Origin of the sequence: Pedobacter westerhofensis, assembly GCF_900182595.1 — a bacterium.
Classification (GTDB): domain Bacteria; phylum Bacteroidota; class Bacteroidia; order Sphingobacteriales; family Sphingobacteriaceae; genus Pedobacter; species Pedobacter westerhofensis.
In genome coordinates this window covers 1-18,695 of record NZ_FXTN01000017.1, presented here as the reverse complement: position 1 = coordinate 18,695, position 18,695 = coordinate 1, and the positions used below count along the sequence as shown (strand labels likewise).

At 43.0% G+C, this 18,695-nt stretch carries 19 protein-coding genes; 17 read left to right on the top strand and 2 right to left on the bottom strand.

The window, feature by feature from the left end; genetic code table 11:
- The first annotated feature begins 444 nt into the window (after window positions 1-444).
- The 4 genes from FN831_RS25555 (at window position 445) to FN831_RS25540 (ending at window position 3,681) form a co-directional block, all read left to right on the top strand.
- Window positions 445-783, top strand: coding sequence for a DHCW motif cupin fold protein (locus tag FN831_RS25555; RefSeq protein WP_142531055.1), 339 nt, complete (start codon window positions 445-447; stop codon window positions 781-783).
- A gap of 217 nt (window positions 784-1,000) precedes the next feature.
- Window positions 1,001-1,858, top strand: a complete 858-nt coding sequence (locus tag FN831_RS25550) for a helix-turn-helix domain-containing protein (protein WP_142531054.1) — start codon at window positions 1,001-1,003, stop codon at window positions 1,856-1,858.
- Window positions 1,859-1,932: 74 nt separating this feature from the next.
- Window positions 1,933-3,111 carry an FAD-dependent oxidoreductase gene (locus tag FN831_RS25545; RefSeq protein WP_246101762.1) on the top strand — a complete coding sequence of 393 codons (1,179 nt, stop codon included), beginning with the start codon at window positions 1,933-1,935 and terminating at the stop codon, window positions 3,109-3,111.
- Between the two features lie 90 nt (window positions 3,112-3,201).
- Window positions 3,202-3,681 (top strand): glycosyl-4,4'-diaponeurosporenoate acyltransferase CrtO family protein, encoded by a 480-nt coding sequence (locus FN831_RS25540; protein ID WP_142531053.1) that lies wholly within the window; start codon window positions 3,202-3,204, stop codon window positions 3,679-3,681.
- A 91-nt stretch (window positions 3,682-3,772) separates the two neighbouring features.
- Here the strand turns inward: FN831_RS25540 and FN831_RS25535 are convergent, their stop codons facing one another.
- Both FN831_RS25535 and FN831_RS28205 read right to left on the bottom strand, forming a co-directional pair.
- Complete coding sequence (locus FN831_RS25535) at window positions 3,773-4,486, bottom strand: LytR/AlgR family response regulator transcription factor (RefSeq protein WP_142531052.1); 714 nt, start codon at window positions 4,484-4,486, stop codon at window positions 3,773-3,775.
- Entirely contained in the window at window positions 4,467-5,573 is a 1,107-nt protein-coding gene (locus FN831_RS28205) for a sensor histidine kinase (protein ID WP_246101761.1), read from the bottom strand. The genes FN831_RS25535 and FN831_RS28205 overlap by 20 nt, the downstream gene beginning before the upstream one ends.
- Window positions 5,574-5,779: 206 nt before the next feature.
- Between FN831_RS28205 and FN831_RS25525 the strand changes: the two genes are divergently transcribed.
- The 13 genes from FN831_RS25525 (at window position 5,780) to FN831_RS25470 (ending at window position 18,212) form a co-directional block, all read left to right on the top strand.
- Complete coding sequence (locus tag FN831_RS25525) at window positions 5,780-6,295, top strand: SgcJ/EcaC family oxidoreductase (protein ID WP_142531051.1); 516 nt, start codon at window positions 5,780-5,782, stop codon at window positions 6,293-6,295.
- Between the two features lie 54 nt (window positions 6,296-6,349).
- Complete coding sequence (locus FN831_RS25520; RefSeq protein WP_142531050.1) at window positions 6,350-6,613, top strand: MBL fold metallo-hydrolase; 264 nt, start codon at window positions 6,350-6,352, stop codon at window positions 6,611-6,613.
- 510 nt (window positions 6,614-7,123) lie between these two features.
- Complete coding sequence (locus FN831_RS25515) at window positions 7,124-7,309, top strand: hypothetical protein (protein WP_142531049.1); 186 nt, start codon at window positions 7,124-7,126, stop codon at window positions 7,307-7,309.
- Between the two features lie 79 nt (window positions 7,310-7,388).
- Complete coding sequence (locus tag FN831_RS27825; protein ID WP_185960604.1) at window positions 7,389-7,559, top strand: hypothetical protein; 171 nt, start codon at window positions 7,389-7,391, stop codon at window positions 7,557-7,559.
- 69 nt (window positions 7,560-7,628) lie between these two features.
- Window positions 7,629-8,258, top strand: coding sequence for a hypothetical protein (locus FN831_RS25510; RefSeq protein ID WP_142531048.1), 630 nt, complete (start codon window positions 7,629-7,631; stop codon window positions 8,256-8,258).
- An 80-nt stretch (window positions 8,259-8,338) separates the two neighbouring features.
- Window positions 8,339-9,235 (top strand): HEPN domain-containing protein, encoded by an 897-nt coding sequence (locus tag FN831_RS25505; protein WP_142531047.1) that lies wholly within the window; start codon window positions 8,339-8,341, stop codon window positions 9,233-9,235.
- A complete protein-coding gene (locus FN831_RS25500; RefSeq protein WP_142531046.1) occupies window positions 9,228-10,493 on the top strand; it encodes a hypothetical protein in 1,266 nt (421 codons plus the stop codon). The genes FN831_RS25505 and FN831_RS25500 overlap by 8 nt, the downstream gene beginning before the upstream one ends.
- A 755-nt stretch (window positions 10,494-11,248) precedes the next feature.
- Window positions 11,249-12,373 (top strand): ImmA/IrrE family metallo-endopeptidase, encoded by a 1,125-nt coding sequence (locus FN831_RS25495; RefSeq protein WP_142531045.1) that lies wholly within the window; start codon window positions 11,249-11,251, stop codon window positions 12,371-12,373.
- A gap of 5 nt (window positions 12,374-12,378) precedes the next feature.
- Window positions 12,379-12,873: a DUF4411 family protein gene (locus tag FN831_RS25490; protein WP_142531044.1), complete on the top strand. Its 495-nt coding sequence runs from the start codon at window positions 12,379-12,381 to the stop codon at window positions 12,871-12,873.
- Window positions 12,874-12,954: 81 nt separating this feature from the next.
- Window positions 12,955-13,407, top strand: a complete 453-nt coding sequence (locus FN831_RS25485) for a hypothetical protein (RefSeq protein WP_142531043.1) — start codon at window positions 12,955-12,957, stop codon at window positions 13,405-13,407.
- The gene (locus FN831_RS25480; RefSeq protein WP_142531042.1) at window positions 13,388-14,245 is read left to right on the top strand and encodes a hypothetical protein; all 858 of its coding nucleotides are present in this window, start codon (window positions 13,388-13,390) and stop codon (window positions 14,243-14,245) included. The genes FN831_RS25485 and FN831_RS25480 overlap by 20 nt, the downstream gene beginning before the upstream one ends.
- 48 nt (window positions 14,246-14,293) lie before the next feature.
- Complete coding sequence (locus FN831_RS25475) at window positions 14,294-16,219, top strand: ATP-dependent nuclease (protein ID WP_142531041.1); 1,926 nt, start codon at window positions 14,294-14,296, stop codon at window positions 16,217-16,219.
- Complete coding sequence (locus FN831_RS25470) at window positions 16,203-18,212, top strand: UvrD-helicase domain-containing protein (RefSeq protein WP_142531040.1); 2,010 nt, start codon at window positions 16,203-16,205, stop codon at window positions 18,210-18,212. Before FN831_RS25475 ends, FN831_RS25470 begins: the two co-directional genes overlap by 17 nt.
- Window positions 18,213-18,695 lie beyond the last annotated feature (483 nt).

Sequence of the window (18,695 nt, the reverse complement as noted above, 5' to 3'; positions counted from 1 at the left end):
AAGCTATGTTTATTTTGAATTTTCAGCGACTGGTTTATTATTTTTCAGCGAAAAAAGACTTCTATTCTGATTTTCAGTAAATTTACTTTTATGAACATACAGGCAGAAAAACTAAATGTGTTGAATCAAATAGTCAATACTGAGAATGTAAATCTCTGATCAAGGATATCAAGTCTGCCATCAATAATAAAAAACTAGATTGGTCTCATATCCCGTCCATTTTATCGGCAGAGGACTGATCAAATCAGCCTTACAGGTGAGAAGGAAACCGCCATCGATCAAAATTAAAGCTGCAATCTATACTATTATATTAGTTTGAAAAACATGATAGCCTTTGTGTTGTAACACCACCAGATCAATATTAGCGGGGCTAGTAGTGGAAGAAGGATGTTGTAACGGGGAAACCCAGTCTTCACTTAGGATTAATAATTACATATTTGTATCATGATTAATATACCATTTCAAGCCATAGATTGGTCACAAGTGCCCAAAGTTGAATATAAGGGTGAGACCGGAACTGCTTATTGGCAAACCCTGCAATTTGAAGGGTTAAGAATTAGAATGGTAGAATACTCAGCGGGCTATCTGGCAGATCACTGGTGCAAAAAAGGACACATCGTACACTGCCTGGAGGGCGAATTTGTTTCAGAATTACAGGGTGGCACTGAGTTTAAGCTGAGCAAAGGAATGACCTATATCGTATCAGACGAGTTAAGCACTCATCGTTCGGTCACAAAGGACGGTGTTATGTTAATGATCATCGACGGCGATTTTCTCCGTTAAGGTTAAAGCCCAGAGATCATTCTTCCAAAATGTTCACCAAAATCACCGCAGCTGCGGTTTTGAGACATCACGTTCAGATAATATATCCGCTTTAATCCAGGTTCCAAACCGGACTAATTTGTAAACCTGTAAGGTCTTTAGGATGAGACAGTACTTTGTAGCGGAATCGTGGCGTACTTTGAAGCGGAATATCCAATAGCTATCTTTACTATTTATAATGAGCAAGAAAACCAAAAATATTCCTGTAAATAAACTGCCCGAAGAAAGCTGCCGGGGCATTATGATGATGCGGGAATCATTTAACGGTTCACCCGACTTTGAGCAAGTTGAACGTTCTCACCGGGATGGCGGCTTTACTTTTATTATCCAGGAAAAGGGAAAAACCGTTATCGAAATTGATTTTCAAACCTATCATATCCAGGCACCTGCCATTACCTTTATTCACCCTCATCAGGTTCACAGGGTTATAGCGTTTGAATCCGCACTGATCTGTACCTGGATCATAACGGAGGAAAACCTTCGCCCGGAGTATTTAAGCCTGCTGGAAGGTCTTGCGCCGGTGACCGCGTTGCCGGTTAATCCGGATACACTGAATGTTCTCAGGGAAGCGTCAGGCTTATGTATAAAACTGTCTGAAAATAAAACAGAGATACTTTATCATTCCATTTTAAAGGAAAGTGTTAATACCCTGGTTGCATTGATCATTTCGAAATACCTTGCATTATCGAAACCATCTGAACACTATACCCGATTTGAAGATGTAACCAGGGAGTTCAAAACCGCATTGGAAAAAAACTATAAGTCGACCAAAAATCCGTCTGAATACGCCGCACAGTTAAATTTATCCCTTTCTTATCTGAATGAATGCGTGAAGGCTGCTACAGGAAAGTCCGTCTCCTCCAATATTCAGCAGCGTGTGGTGCTGGAAGCGAAACGCCTGCTGTATTACTCAGGCAAATCCGTGAAGGAGATCGCCGGCGAACTGGGCTATGATGACTATTCCTATTTTACACGCCTCTTCAGCAGGAATGTCGGAATTAACCCTGTCGCTTTCCGGGATACCAACCGCGGATAGTCCTATACTTACGCGCTTCTGTCATTGTACGCACTCAGTTTCCGGCGTTCCTTTGTGCATATAAAAAATAGACAATGAGAATGATACAAAAACAGGAACTTTTACTTCATAAAAGTATTGCCATAATTGGCGGCGGCCCGGGTGGCCTGACACTTGCCAGGCTTTTGCAGCTTAAGGGCGTACAGGTCAGAGTTTACGAGCGTGATCACAGCCAGGAAGCGCGTGTACAAGGCGCGATAGTCGATCTGCATTTCGACTCCGGTCTGAGAGCTATGGAAGCAACCGGACTGATGGAGGCGTTCAAAGCTAATTACATGCCGGGTGCAGACAAATACCGCCTGCTTGATCCGAAAGGACATATTTTGTTGGATGAAGGCAACCAGGCCGGCAAACCGGATTTTGGTAATCCCCAGTTCAGGCCGGAAATAGACAGAGGGGCGCTGAGAGATCTGCTAATAGACGGGTTGCTGCCGGGCACTGTTTTATGGGACAGGCAATTCGAAAGCATGAAGGAAGTTGACAATAAATGGGAACTGCAATTTAAGAACGGAACAACCGCTGCTGCAGATATTGTTATCGGATCAGACGGTTACCGCTCCCTGATCCGGCCCTACCTCACTGACGCAAATGCATTATATTCTGGTGCGACGATCATTCAGGGCGAAATTGATCATCCGAAATCAGCTTGTCCGGAATTCTACCAATTAGTTAACCAAGCGAATCTGATGGCCATGGGGAACGGAGCAACCATAGCCGCACAACCGCGTGGCGACGGCGGATTGACTTTTTACGCTGCATCAATGTATCCGGAAAACTGGGTTAAGCTCAGCGGGATAGATTTCAGTAATTCTGAAGAGGTTCAGAACTACCTGATCAATCATTACGAAGGCTGGAACTCCATTTTTTTCACCTTATTCAAAGCCTGTACACACTTTGTTCCCCGGCCGCTGAATTATTTTCCTTTAGAGCACAGGTGGGAGACAAAAAATAACATCACGCTAATCGGTGACGCCGCCCATCTTATGCCTCCCAATGGCGAAGGAGTTAATCTGGCTATGCTGGATGCCTTAGATCTGTCAAACTGTTTGACCAGTACAGCAACATTTACCGATCTTCACGACGCCATTGCAGCTTACGAGAAAATCATGTTTGACCGGGCTGAGCCGTTATGCAAAGAAACGATTGAAGGTATCAGCGACTTTGCCGCACCGACCGAAGAATCTGTACAGGAATTAATTAAAATGCTCAGTTGAAAATGAATCAATAGGTTAGCGCATCGATAATTTATAGTTTATTGTGAATTGAAAATCAACTTCTTATACTTCGATTAGTACCTTTGAATAATGGGACAACTGATCAACGCATTCTGGACATTCCTTTGTTTTTTACCCGTTACAGCTCTTTGGTTGCGATATGCTTCACAAAACCAACTATGGGTAATAACTGCCTTATCATTAGCGGCATTGACAATTCCTTCGCGCTGGTTACAATTAAGCAAAAATCCCGTTTTTTATCAGCAACTCGGTGTCCGGTTCATTCGTAAATTCGTGCAGAATGGTGATAGCTACAAACGTAAAAAAATCATTCACGATGCCGCGAGCGCTATACGTTACAGGTCAACAATTCGAATGTATGAAAGGTTCCATTTCTTTTGCCTGTTATTTTTTTTCATGTCAACAATTGTGGCGCTGATTTACATCCAGTATCTGACGGCTGCATTGCTCGTAGTTTCAAATATTATTTATAACGTATGTCCGTTACTTTTACAGCAATATAACTACGCCCGCCTGAAAAGATTTGAACAGCTCAATAAATCTCGCTGATCGTTTATGATATGCACGGGTTTGGCCGACATGGCAGAGGGCGAACCAGTCCGACATCCAGATTAGGTATTTAATGTTCCAAAATGGAATGTTATGAGGATAGGTTTTTCAGTATTTCATGCTGGTACATCTTACCGATCGGTAATTCGATGGTACCAAGCTGTACATGGGTATTTGTATAGGCGCTCAATTCTTTTACGGAAATGATAAAAGAACGGTGGATGCGGAGGAAATCGGTAGCCGGAAGCATGGCTTCCAGCGCTGCCATGGAATATTTGGTGATCACTTGCCCGCCCGGCGTAATGATCTTCACATAATCTTTCATGCTCTCAATGTACAGGATGTCCTTGAGCATAACCTTAATCATTCTGCGGTCGGCACGGAAATACAAAAAATTATCTTTAGCAGCCGAAATCGATTCAGGTGCTGACGAAGTAACAGCTGGCTGGGGCATAGCGCGATTCACGGCTTTGACAAACCGTTCAAATTTGATCGGTTTGAGCAGGTAATCCGTAACCTGCAATTCGTAGCTTTCCAATGCGTGTTCGGCAAAGGCGGTCGTAAAAATGATCTTAGGCGGGTTAACCAATGTGCTCACCAGTTCCAGTCCATTAAGTTGTGGCATACGGATATCTAAAAACAGGATATCAACAGGATGGCTATGCAGGAAGGGTATAACCTGCAAGGCGTTGCTACATTCTCCTGCCAGGTGCAGCATCGGCAGTTTTTGGATATAGCGCTTCAGCACCTCCCTTGCGGGCGGTTCATCATCAACGATGAGGCAGTTATAAACGGGCAGGCTCATGGAGTTCAAGCGTTAAATTTACGATATACATTTCATCTTCGGCAATGATCTGCAGATCAGACCGAGCCGGATATAAAAGGTCCAGACGCCGACGCACGTTAGCGATACCGATGCCGCCACTTTCTGCTTTTGCTATCGCGGCTTTGCCGTTGATCAGTTTCAGGTGCATGGTTTGGCCGGCCATATGCAATTGAATATTGATCCAGGGTTTTTCCAGCATGTGGCTGGCACCATGTTTAAAGCAGTTTTCGATAAAGGGCAGGATCAGCAAAGGAGCGATCTGCAGGTATGGATCGATCGCAGGAATTTGCAGAATCACCTCAAGATCATTGCCGTAACGCTGCTTTTCCAAATCGATATATTCCTGCATCATTTGGAGTTCCTGTTTGAGCGGCACCAGTGGGGCGTTGCAGGAATAAAGCATATAGCGCAACAACTCAGATAGCCCCAGCAGCATCTCAGCGGCCATGGGCGCGGTATCCTGGGCGTGCGAATAAATATTGTTGAGTGTATTAAACAGAAAATGGGGATGTAGCTGTGCTTTTAACAATTGTAGCTCGGCAACGGTTTTCTCCTGCTGTTTTTCATAAAAATATTTCATGAGCTTAATGGACGCGGCCAGGCCCCCGATTGTAATACTTCCACGCAGCCCTGAGATCCAGGCCATGAAAAGTTGAATGCTGAAAGGCGTGGGGATCACTCCCGGCAATAAACCGGGATGCCCGATGAGGTATTGCCGGCGAAAATATTCTACGATGGTCAAAGACAGCAGCGCAGATAGTCCGCCCGTTAAAAATAACAACCCAAGCACAGCCAGTATTGCTTTGAGATATTTCGCCGTGATGATCAATTTGGGAATCACCAGGTAATTCAGGGAGTAAGCTAAAAACAGCGCAGGTAACATATACCAGAAGCTCTCTCCTAAATTAACCACGATCCTTTGCCAGAAGCTCAGTTTTGTTAAAATCGGCGATGGCGTAAACGAATACAGGTAAACCTGGAATAAATACCAGCTTACCCAGAAAGCCAGATGTCGACACAAACGCCAGGGTGTCCTGCGGGAAAATATAAAGTCCAGTTGCCCCATGATGATTAAAGGTAAGGACAATATTGCGTCCTTATCAACAAAATAGACCAATAGCTCATATAAACCACTCAAACCATTTCATCGTCGATGAAAGCGGCTGGCCCGTACAAAACTGCTTTATGACCATCCACAGGAGAAAACGGTCTACTTTCCAAAAATGCCTAACGCAGGAGCGTTAGTTTCGAAGAAACATTAATTGAAAACTCATGAAAAAATTACTTATCATCTTATTGGTACTAACCGGAACAACTGCGATTAAAGCGCAAACCCGCACTGCCGACGAATCCGCCATCGAAAAAACCTGGGCCAGGTTCGGCAACAGCTGGCGAAACCAAAATTTTAGTGATATGAAAGATTACATGACGCCCGACTGCCACTGGATCAACGTGGTGGGTATGCACTGGCGTAATTTAAAAGAGGTGCAGTTCGCGCACCAGGCTTTTATTACAGCTTTTTTAAAAGATGCCAAAGCAGTCGACAAAAGCAGCAACCTCCGGTTTCTCACTAATGATGTGGCTATCATGTACCGGGTAACACACATCGGCGCATTTTATCCGCCGGACGGCATCGATCACGGCACTAATAAACAGGGTGATAAAGACAATATCGCCACCATCGTTTTTGTCAGGCAGAATGGTAAATGGCTTATCGCCTCGGGGCATAATAGTGATGTCGTTGCCCAAGCCGCAGCAAGTGACCCGGTATTGCATATGAATAAATAAAATGTTCTGGTTTATCGCTGTACAGAAAAAGACTACTGGCTGGATGAGGAGCGGATGCAACAAGCAGATCCCAACGCCTTATCTTCGAATAAAAACTCGTTTATTAACGCCATCAAAGTATTTAAGCCATATCAGGTGACCGGTAAGATCAAGACCTTTCGGGGAAATTCAAAACTATTTCCAGGCCTGCGTGCTGTAGCAACGCCTGGACATACGCTGGGCCATACCTTATTTGTACTGGAAGACCTTGGCGAAAAAGTGGTTTTTTGTGGCGATCTGATCCACATTGCAGTGATACAGTTTGCCAGCCCAGATTAACTAACGGCTTTGATGTAGAAAACACGGGTGAAAAGGGCGCTTTTTAGGGGTTGGACAGACCTTTATTGGCAACATGCTCGAATTATTCCTAAACTTTTCTGAAGGTAATTCATGCTTTTGCAACCAAGTCCTGTCAATAATTTAATTTCTTTATTGTTTAATTAAATCTTAATAATTATATTTGTTCTGTTAAAATAAAGTGTATATGAGTATTTGTTAAACAATATATTAATTTTATAACATCTCTAAAATTTTGAGGTGTTCTATTTAAGAACCTCGTCAGCGCTAATGTGGAAATTAAGCAGACACGGGTAATAAGTAGAGCGCCGGTTCCTATATTTGCAATATATAGGTCCGGGGCAGCTTATTGTAGTGTCTGAATAGTTTTACTATTCCCCGATTTCCACCGGGTAGCGCTGACTACAAGAACTGTTGCCGGGCCTGTATTTTGTTCGTCCTTTTTCATTTCTTGTACATGGTTCTATTGAAATCTTAATCAATAGTATCCAAATGAAGAAAAAGAATCTAACCACCGCTACCAGTACAAACATTCCTGCTCACAGCGCTATTTATTGTATCTGTGCCGCTAATCTTTCGCATGCGTCTTATCCTGCCTGCTTATTTGGCAATCCATCTTCTGTTTCCTGGATCATCATCGCTGGGGAACAGCATCATTTTCAAAAACCACCCGATTAATTAGTCCCCCCTATATTTCGACCGGATTTGATCCGGATCATCAAATCTTTTCTTAATCAATAAAACCATCTTTTTAAATATGGAAATCGCGAAAAACATACTCGCCATGGCCGTGCTTTGCTTTATTCTTTACAGGCATTCCAGGTACGGATTTAAGATTTATGGGCCTTTCGAGCCCGATCTGCGCCCTCCCCGCAAAAGGAAAATGACTCCCCGTCAGTTTCTTTACAAGCAGCGATGGCACAGGTAATACGTTTTTCAATGCTGGCATTCGCCAGACCTATAATTGTCCAATAATCAACTTAAAACCAAAACTAAAATGACAACAGTTAAAGAAATCCCTGCATTTCAATTGGAAACCATTTACCGTGTAATGCTCAAAAGAATAGCCAAAGGCTACAATGCAGAGCAACTTACCTTTTTAATGGGTGCAGCACCGGGATATGTCAGGGATGTAGAAGCCCTTGAAAAACCATTTTACTCTTCAGATGATCTTGACAGTATTGCCAGGGCATTAGAAGAAAGCAATTCGCAAAGTTTCTTTCCATTGAAGGACGATGAATCATTATTAAATATCTCTTTTCATCACAATCGTCATGCGGGCAAAGACATCTATAATTATTACAGGACTGACGAGCAGGGCGAGGACGAGGAAATGTATGCGGTTAAAGAAGATGTCGCCCCGGATTTTGATGAAATTCCCGGAAGTGAGAAGTCATATGAGCTAGCGAAAGAAGCCGTTCACCTGCTCATCCGGGCGGGATATTTCTTTGAGGCTAAACTTCCCTACGAGATCTTTCATGCCCTCAACCGATTTCTGGGATATCATTTAAGTCCCTTTGTATTGCATTTGGCCCTGATCCGGTTCTGTGAAAATGATGAGCATAACGAAGGTTTACGCATGGTAGGATCTGCAGACAACCAATGTCGTTATGAAGAATGCCAGTAGCCATTGCGTATCCCTCAGGATCTGAAAGATAATGTAGATGCGCTGCATTTTGAACAGGCAGAATTATTAAATCTAAGAAAATGAAAGTAGAAGACCAAAATACAAGTCAAATCCAGAAAAAGGAATTTGCAGCATTTATCAAGGACCTGGCAGACAAATATCAACCCCTGCAAATCTATTGCTTCGGGGAGTTTATGGAGTCAGCCAACAAAAGGGGATGCTTTATTGAAAGTGCTGCTCATGAAAATTACCAGTACTATTTACTAATGGTGATAGAAAGCGCTACCAGGATTGAAAATCATGTGCAGGATTATGCGAACCACCATTTCCCGTACGGCACCATTACGATCCTGGTACACGGGAAAGAGACGATTACCGAAGCTGTTAGGGCTAATAACCGTTTTTTTATTACCGTGGCCAATAGTGGCAAGCTGCTTTACAGTGCTGATCCGACCATCAAATCCTTTCGGGTGCCTGATTTTATCCCCACCAGGGCCGCGGAAAAAGCTAAGAAGCATTATCGACGGCGCATGGCGTTGGCTGCGGGCTTTTTGGAAAGTGCGATGGAATGCCTGCGGAAAGGCAATTATCACCTATGTGTTTTCATGTTGCACCAGGTTGTTGAACAATGCTGTATCTGTATGATCAGGGTACATCTGGCTTACCGGTCAGATATTCATAACCTATACAGGCTGCTGCGGTTATGTGATAGTTTTTCGCCTGCGATGTCGGGTTTATTTCTGGGCGAGGGAGAAGAGGGCAGGAGGCTCTTTGAGCTGATGGTGAGCAGTTATTCTGCAGCACGTTATAAAGATGATTTTGTGGTAGAGCAGCCGGATGCGGAGAGATTATACAATCAGGTGGCTGCATTCCTGAAAGTGGCAGACGTCCTTTGCCAGGACAAAATTGAAGCACTCGCCCTGGATGCAGAAGTTTACAGGCAACTTAAAACAGAGAGCGAGGTGTGTTATGGATAGCTTTTTCAGTCTTCCTTTTAAACCCGGAACAAGGGTGCTAACGCTAGACACGCTGAACAAACATTCTGATTTCAGAAAACCACGAATGGGATTTTGGGACAGTTCGTGTAAACGCGTCAAGTTTGAAAATGAAATTTTGACTTTGCAGGTTAAATTGAAAAATGAACCGGTAGAGTATGTTTATCTTAAAGTCACTGAATCAGCCTTACTGGTCAGCTGCAGCGTAGATACGGATCAAACCTATCTAAGCCGCCATGCCTATTTTGCAGTTTATCAACTATTAAGCACTTGGGATGAGTTCGATTTTGAGCAGTATTACTGGCCGGGATTTTTTGATGCGGCTACCGGACTGTCCAAATTTGTGGTGAACAGCAATCTGTATGATACTGTATCGCTGCATTTCAGGGTAAGATACCATGGCTTTTATAAACCGGGACATGTACTCCCAGCGATCACTGATGATGAGGGTAAACCAACTGCAGCGGTGCCAACGGTGATCGAATCCGATCCTGAGAATGCAGAGGCGGTATTGGGATTCTGTCTTGTAGACATGCGTCCCAGAAGATGGGCTACTAATCACTGGCCTTTTTTAATCCCTTATGTTGGCTACCTTGATAAAAACAAGTCTGCACTAAAGGGCTTTAAAAGTTTTGTAATGAACCGGGATAACTTATTCCTGCCGGATTTGGATGATGAGCAGCAGCAACTTCTGGATATCTGTTTCGAAATGAAGCAGATTGCGGTGATGGATCATATTCCTAAGGATTCTGAGCCACATTTGTGGATCTTACAGGACCAGATCACATCGGATCGTTTTACGAGGATGTTTGAACTGTGGCGTGAAGCAATGCCATTATTTGTAGGGAGGATGTATAAAAACCACTTCTATTCTCATGGGATGAAAAATGTGAAGGGGAGGCCGCGGAAAAAGGATATGAAACCTTGTATTTTGAGCAGGGAAGTACCTCAGCTATGTTTTATCTGGAAAGCGTATGATGATTATTATAAACTTGAACTTCGTTTTAAGTTGGGAAATCAAGTTTACGTGCCATCAGAGTGGAGATCACCAATTTTCTTTGCGTACACTGAAGAGATTCCACATACATTTTATTTGCTAGGTTCTCTTCTCGACTGTCAGCTGATGAATTTCTTTCAAAAGAGTGACTACAGGATGTTGATTCTCAAAACGCAATTTGAAGGGAGGATTAAAGATCTTGTTAATCAGCTGAGGGGGAGGTATCAGTTTATTCCGCGGTAATAGATCAGGGTGGACTACTTTTACCACGAATACGACTGAGGCAATTTTGTAACGGCTGGCTGTGTTTATCGGCCAGCTGTAGAATAACTTTGAAATATCCTCGCGGTCTCTAGTGCAAACTGCGAAGAGATTTTTTTGGTGAACTTGTAACCCTCCCTTTTTTCGAATCGATGTAGGAGGCGAGGAATTCAAATTTATATATTATTTTTAATCCTTCAGCATGGAGTCAGTTTCAAGGGAGCTGACTCCATGCTGAGATTCCAATGTGCTCTATATTGCAATGGCGTTTTACCATCCAAGGCTTCAAGGGTTCTTTTAGAATTATAATCTGTCACCCATTCTTCTTCTAATGTGACAAAAGGTATGTTCTTATTTCCGATTAAAACCTTAACAAATAAGTAAGAACCTAAATTTAAATTATGGAATGAGATCTTAAATTGCTTATTTGCAAACTAAATAGTCAGCAAGTTTAATGGAGTTGAAGACTTAGAATCTTTGACTCCTATCTTCAACACCATTGGAAGCTCATTTCGAACTGTCTTAATTTTTAATAGGTATCAGCTCATCACCATCAACCATAGTGTGAGACATATTGTTAAAAAGTATTGGGAATCAAAGATAATGTTTTGTTATCCATACTTCGCCCCAAGAGCGCCCGGTCGATTGCTGCCCGGATTACTTTGGTCTGAAAATATATCCGATTATAATTGGATAATTAAATACATTTCCGGTTCAAATCGTTTATTTTTGGACATATGAATACGGAGGTCAGACCAAATGTGAATATGCTGAGCTGGGCAATTGCCCGGGCGGGGCATGATCTGCGTGATTTTACGACACGTTTTCCGAAAGTGCAGGATTGGTTGTCTGGCGCGAAGCTACCGACGCTGAAGCAACTGGAAGAATTTTCTCATCGGGTTCATTTGCCTTTTGGTTATTTATTTTTAGACCAACCGCCACATGAGGCGCTCAATTTTCCTTTTTTCAGGACCGGCGGCGGGCAGCAGCAGGGCGTAAGTTTAAATGTTTATGATACGATCCTGCTGATCCAAAAAAGGCAAGACTGGTTAGCGGAATATTTGGTGGACAATGAATTCCCGGCCTTGAATTACGTAGGTAGTGCAGCGGGAGAAAGCAATCCGATGGTTATCGTACAAAGTATCAGACAGACATTGAACCTAGAACCTATTTGGGCCAGCAGGGTAAAAAGTTGGGCGGATGCATTGGATCATTTAGCGGCGAAATTAGAAAATGCGGGCATTCAGGTGGTATTCAATAGTGTAGTCGAAAATAATAATCACCGGCCCATTGATGTGGAGGAATGCCGGGGCTTTATATTGGTGGACGCCCATGCGCCTTTTATGTTTGTAAATGCGGCAGATGGTAAAGCGGCACAAATGTTCACCATCGCGCACGAACTAGCGCATATTTGGATCGGTCAAAGCGCGGGGTTCGATATGCAACAGTTATTACCTGCAGATGATCCTTTGGAAAAACTTTGTGACCAGGTCGCCGCCGAATTATTAGTACCAAGAGATGAATTTAAACATTTTTGGGCCCGTAACCCAAACCTTCAGGCGATGTCCCGTTATTTTAAAGTCAGCCCTATTGTGCTAGCCCGTAGAGCGCTGGATTTGGGAAAGATTAGTAAGGCAACCTTTTTTCAATGGTACGGTGAATACCACGAAGGCGTTAAATACAAAAAAGAAAATATGGCCGGCGGCGGTGATTTTTACCTTACGCAAAAGAAACGCCTGGGTTTGCGGTATGTCTCCCTGGTAGATCGCGCCGTACGGGAAAAACAATTATTATACCGCGAAGCCTATCAGTTGACCGGCTTGAAAGGTGATACCTATCAAAACTTTATTAATAAACTGTAGCAGAGATGGCACCGCTGATTGTTGATAGTAACTTTTTTATACAGGCCCACCGTGATACCTACCCGCTGGATGTGGCGACAAGCTTTTGGGCAAAGATCGGCGAATTGGCAGTCGCCGGCCGAATTATCAGTATTGATAAGATTAAAGCGGAGCTACACCGAAATAAAGATGCATTGACCACCTGGTGTGACGGCAATTTACCAGCTGCCTTTTTCGCCCCCTCGGCACCTGTGATAGGGCAATATGCACAAGTAATCAATATCGCACGTTTACGGCAACCTCCATATAACCAACGCGCACTAGATACATTTTTTGATGCCGATGAAGCAGATGCCTGGCTGATCGCGCATGCATTATCGGGCGGTAACACAATTGTAACGCACGAAACCAGCCAGCCAACTAAGATAGCCCGTGTTAAGATTCCGGACATTTGCGCGCCCGCGGGCATCAGGACTGTCACTACCATTGAAATGTTCCGAGAATTAGGTGAACGGTTTTAGCGGTTGTGCAATATTTGTGGAAGAATCATATATTTAAATAAACCTTAAATCATAGCGTTCAGCTATTGACCGATTTACCTTATGGCTGAGGAAACTCCTATTATCAACATCATGACGCACCGGCTTCCGAGGGAGCTGTCCCGACCTATTTATAATGAGTTTCAAAATCGATTTCAGGAATCTGTGCGCATCATTGAACAATATCCAAAATATCAAATACTTAAAGATGATCTGGACGTAGTGGAGGTATTGCTAGCCTTATCTATATTTTATAACCGGGTGATCGTCAATCTCGATGCGGCAACAAAATTTTATGGGCTTGTGACCCGAAATGAAGTTACCAGCGCGGTCAGGATCGGTACTTATATCCTCAATGCCGATGAAATACATGTCATCAAGGGTATTTTGATATCCTACCAAAAATTAATGCGGCGCTATGAGATCAATGAATTTTTGTGGAATTATACACTGACGATCGAGTTTCTCCAGCAACTAATCAACTATAAAGCTATCGATGATGGAAGAGGAAATTGATGCAGACGCCCCCAAAAAAAAGACAAAGTCGCCATTCAGGGATAAAGAGGATCTAAAAAAAGAAATTCGCGATTTCGTTAACCGATATAAAGCCTCGATCGTCAATCAGGCGGATCGAATGAGTGATTTTTTTGAAATGAGTTGCTTCAATTATATCGTGCGGTACTATGAATTGAATGATTATACTGTCTCGGTTGATGGTTTGCAAAAAGGTCAATATCGCTACAAATGTTCAACCATGGGAATGCAAAGTAATTTCTCCTTTTTTAAAGTTAGTAAACAAATGGCTGATATTAGTCACGCATTCGAGATCCACCATAACCTGGCGGTGCAGTCCTGGCACCATGAAAAGATATTTACCACACCGGATATCACCATAGTCAAAGCGGGCGGCATCGAATTTAGTAAGGACCACTATGAAACAAAAATGACTTTTTCTTACGTCGGTCAAACCAGCCTGATCAGCTTTTGTGAGGTCAAACAGTTCAATCCTTATCCCGAATTGCTCTTCAACTTTATAGGCACAGTCAACGAACTTTGTCCGTCCGTCATCAGTAACAACGCGACGGAGCATTTACCTATTCATATCGCGCCCACCCTGATGATATCTGGCGTTCCCAATCGGCATACTAAAAACATTAAAGAGTCGCTAGAGGGCCGTTATTGTATCAATATCATCTTTAATATGTTTCATACGGCGACGCAAACCTTTTCAAAAGCTCGGATCAAAGAACTTAGTACCACGGGTGTGCTGGCCCGTCCAAAAGAAAAGGCAGATAAGAGAGACGAGCAGGATTACTTCAAAGTTCTTTTAGGTATTGATGAGCCGCCTTTTTAAAATAAACCTTATATTGCACTGATAACCTGAATACTAACTCGCCTTTCCATGTTTATTTCCAACCTCAAACTTTGGAACTTCAGAAAATTCGGCTCTGACCGTGATATCGATGCTGACAGTCATGCGGATCTTAATTTGGATTTTACCCAAGGGCTCAATGTGATCATAGGTGAAAACGATTCAGGTAAATCCGCTATAATTGACGCAATCAAACTGGTCTTGAAAACACATAGTTACGAATTTATCAGGATCGAAGATAAAGATTTTTATAAAGAAACTTCGCGATTCAGGATTGAATTGATATTCGACGGATTTGAAGCCATTGAAGCAAAAAACTTTACCGAATGGCTGGCTTGGAAAGGTACCGGGAATCAAGCAGTTCCTTACTTGCGAGTGGTATACGATGTGTCGCGGCGCGGTAAAAAAATTCTTCCCAGCGATGTCAAAGCCGGGCCTGATGCCGAAGGAAGTCAACTAAATGCTGAAGCACGCGAATACTTAAAAGCTACTTACCTCAAGCCGCTACGGGATGCTGAAAGTGAGTTAATTGCTAAGCGAAACTCTAGGTTGTCACAGATCTTATTAGGCGACCCGGCATTTAAAGCTGGAAAAGACCATGATTTGGTAGCGATTTTTGAAGTGTTGCGCAGCGGACTAAACAAGTATTTTAGGGGTGAGTTTAAAGTAGTCAAAGATGTAGGCGGTGTACCAACCGATAGTTTTCCGTTGGAAGGAAAACAGATCAAAGAAAGAATTGACGGTTATATCAAAGGGTTTTATGGCGAGCAATATGAAACGGCTTTCGATGCGACCTCCAGCGACATCAAAAGTATTTTGGAGATGCTCACCCTTCAGTTACTAGATGAGGCGCATCCAGGGCTGGGAACCCTCAATCGATTGTTTATGGCCGCCGAATTGCTACACCTGAATAAAGAAAGCTGGACGGGCGTACGATTAGGCCTGATTGAGGAATTGGAAGCACATCTTCATCCGCAAGCCCAAATGCAGATCATTGAAGCCTTACAAAAACATAGAGATATACAGCTTATCTTAACTAGCCATAGCCCGAACCTGGTTTCCAAAGTCAAATTAGAAAATGTGATTCTGTGTCATAACGCCTATGCGTTCCCCTTAGGAAAAACATACACTAAACTACGCAAAACGGACTACCCATTTTTGGAGCGCTTTTTAGATGTCACCAAATCTAACCTGTTCTTTGCCAAAGGTGTGATTATTGTTGAGGGTGTAGCTGAAGAGATGATCATTCCCGCAATCGCTAAAAAAATGTGCGACTTTAAAATCATCCCCCGAGACCTGACCGCCGCCAATGTTTCTGTCGTGGCGATCAATAACACAGCGTTCTCGAGATATGGTAATATTTTTCAAAGAACGAAACACCCTCATATGACGATACCCGTAGCGATCTTAAACGACCTCGATCTCCGCCCAGTGGAATATGCTACGGCTTATAAGATTAAGGCCACCGACTTTGTTAGACAAAATATTATTTCCGCTTACAACCCGGCTAACCACCTTGCCGCAAAGGCTGCAAAATTGGAAGGGCAATCCGTTAAACCTTTTATATCCAATTTTTGGACACTGGAGTACTGTATAGCGCTGCACCCATACCTACGGAAATTACTTTTTACCGCTATTCAATACGCCATCGAAGAGAATCGGGCGGATAATTACACAGGAACTAAGGAAAGTAAAATGGCCGTTCAGCAACTGCAGCAATACAAGATAGACATCGCCTGGAATAACTTTTTGGCCGGGAAGACCGCGGAAGCTGTTGCTTTCGAATTGATGTATAACTTCATCATCGACCAAAGAAAACTTTCTAAAGCCGTCATTGCCCAGTATTTCGCTGTTTTATTGCTGAAAGATCAGGGAATGATGAAGGCTGATTTTGCGATCGTCAACAACCCGGTACAATACATTTTTGACGCCATAAACTATGCTTCCGGTTATTGATATATCGGCAGCCGACTATGCTTATGCCGAAGGTATCTTACTGCCTGAAGGCTGTGTCTTCGACCAGGAGCGCCGCAACTTTATTGCTGATTTTTCTTCGCTCGATCTTCAGGCTGTTCCGGGCAGTGGGAAAACAACTGCCATTTTAGCGAAGTTGCTGATATTGGAAAAGCATTTACCTATCCATGATGGCTCAGGCATCCTAATCATTTCCCATACCAATGCGGCTATCGATGAGATCCGTGCACGTTTAAAACACCATTGCCCTAAACTGTTAAACTATCCAAACTTTCTGGGTACGATTCAGAGCTTTGTCGACGAATTCATGGCTTTCCCGTATTTTGCCTTTAAATTCGGGCGAAAAATCGTAAGGATCGATAACGAACTTTACAATGAAAGCATTGACCGGCATTTTGGGCTTAATATCAAAGGTTTTACTGCTCAGGAACAACGAAACGCGCGATATTACTTAACTGGCAGCCAGTCTGCATATTATTATCGTTTCCAGTGCAATGGATACAGCACAAGGATAACAGATTCGGTCAATGGTAAACCGGTTCTGGTAGCTAAGCCTAAGCCCAACAGTAAAAACTATGTTGATTTTTCAGTTCATGAAAAAAAGCGCATCCGTAAATGGATGACAGAATTAAAACTAAAAGTTATGAATGATGGTGTGCTGCATTATGACGATGCTTATTTTCTGGCCAATCGATATTTGCAACTTTACCCCGGTATTAAAACCATAATTCAAAAACGATTCTCGCTGGTCCTTGTGGATGAAATGCAGGACATGGATAAACACCAGTATGATGTATTAGAACAACTTTTTTACGAGAATGGTCAAAGTACTTCAATCTACCAGCGTATTGGCGATAAAAACCAGGCTATCTTTAACGGTAGCGCCAAACTGGAAGATATTTGGATAGACCGTCCTCGTGTTTTAGCGCTCAGCGGCAGTCAACGGTTGGGACCTGAAATTGCAGCTTTAGTGAAGAACTTCGCCATTTTTCGACCACAGGGTTTTACCATCAACGGTTTAAGCCAGGCCGGTTTGAAACCTCATTTATTAAGATATTCAGATGCGACAATCACCAACGTGCCACAACGCTTTCTGCAGCTCATTACAGATTTGCAGAATTCCGGGGAATTCCCGCAAAACCCAAGATCCCCAATAAAAATCGTTGCCTGGAATACCGAGTGGCCGGATGGCGTTGCTCAAGTCGGCCGCGTGCGGCTAATGGATTATATTCCACAGTTTAGCAAATCAAGCCTGCGGCCAACAGTAGATCACAATTGTCTCGAAAGCTACTTAGAGAGTTGTGATCTGACGAAAAATAGTTTAAAACCAGTCCGGAACAGTATTATTAATGCGCTGCTGAAAATTTTGCGGCTGGAAGGTGCCAAGACTAGCAAAGGTCATCGGTTTTCAAAGCAATCCATGATCGATCACATCAAGTTAAGGAGTGGTGGGGCAACCAATCATTATGATGAATTTAGCCAAAAAATTTATGACTGCTCGCTGTTATTGGTCGCCGGTTCAGTGGCTGAAGCCTGTCAATTCATCAAAGAATATCTGACGGACTTCCTGCAACTATTCAACCTTACACTTAATCAAGCGCAAAGTTTTGTGGACAGTCCTGCTCCAACAGCAGTTAACCGAGCAGTACCTGCGCCGCTGCTTACACCTATCCTCAAAATAAACGGGCAAAATGTCGAAGTAACCACAGTGCATGCTGTAAAAGGTCAAACCCATGCGGCAACGTTATATTTAGAAACTTCATATAACGGCAAACATGAATCCGAATACCTCACTGACCAAATATTAGGTATTCCATTTACCGACCAAAGAGTACGCCATAAAGAATGTGTAAAAATGGCTTACGTTGGATTATCACGTCCCGAACACCTCCTTTGTATTGCTATTCATAAAAGCAGATTTGATAACCTGCTCAGCGGGATAAACATGAATGAATGGGAAGTTATAGATGCTTAGATTTTCAATTAATATTACTCATTAATCTTCATTCATTCATAGGTAACATATATGAAAGTTGCTCCTCTCTAAAAAAAATGACGAATCATTTAGCGGACATCAATATTTGTAAGTGTCTCACCTGCATCCGCCGGGATTTCCGTTCGAATTGTTGCGACTTTATCCGACGGATTAGATCTCATCACGTGTGGCAAACGTTATAACGGTTATTACTCAGAGCATAATTTTATTTCACAACATGCGGGTTTAAACGGAAGGGGAGTTTGAATTTATCGATGGTTTTAATGAGACCTAGGCAAGCTGACATTACAGTACAGATGCAACTTCTTGCGGCTGTTTCGACCTGTGAGGTAAAAGGTTCTGGATGTGCGCTGCCGAGTGATTATTGGGGAGTGTAAAGCGAACTGTGTCAACACCACTTCTTCCTAGGTGGAGGCGGTCAGCCTCCACCTAGGAAGAAGTCGCCGAAGGCTTTAAGTCGTT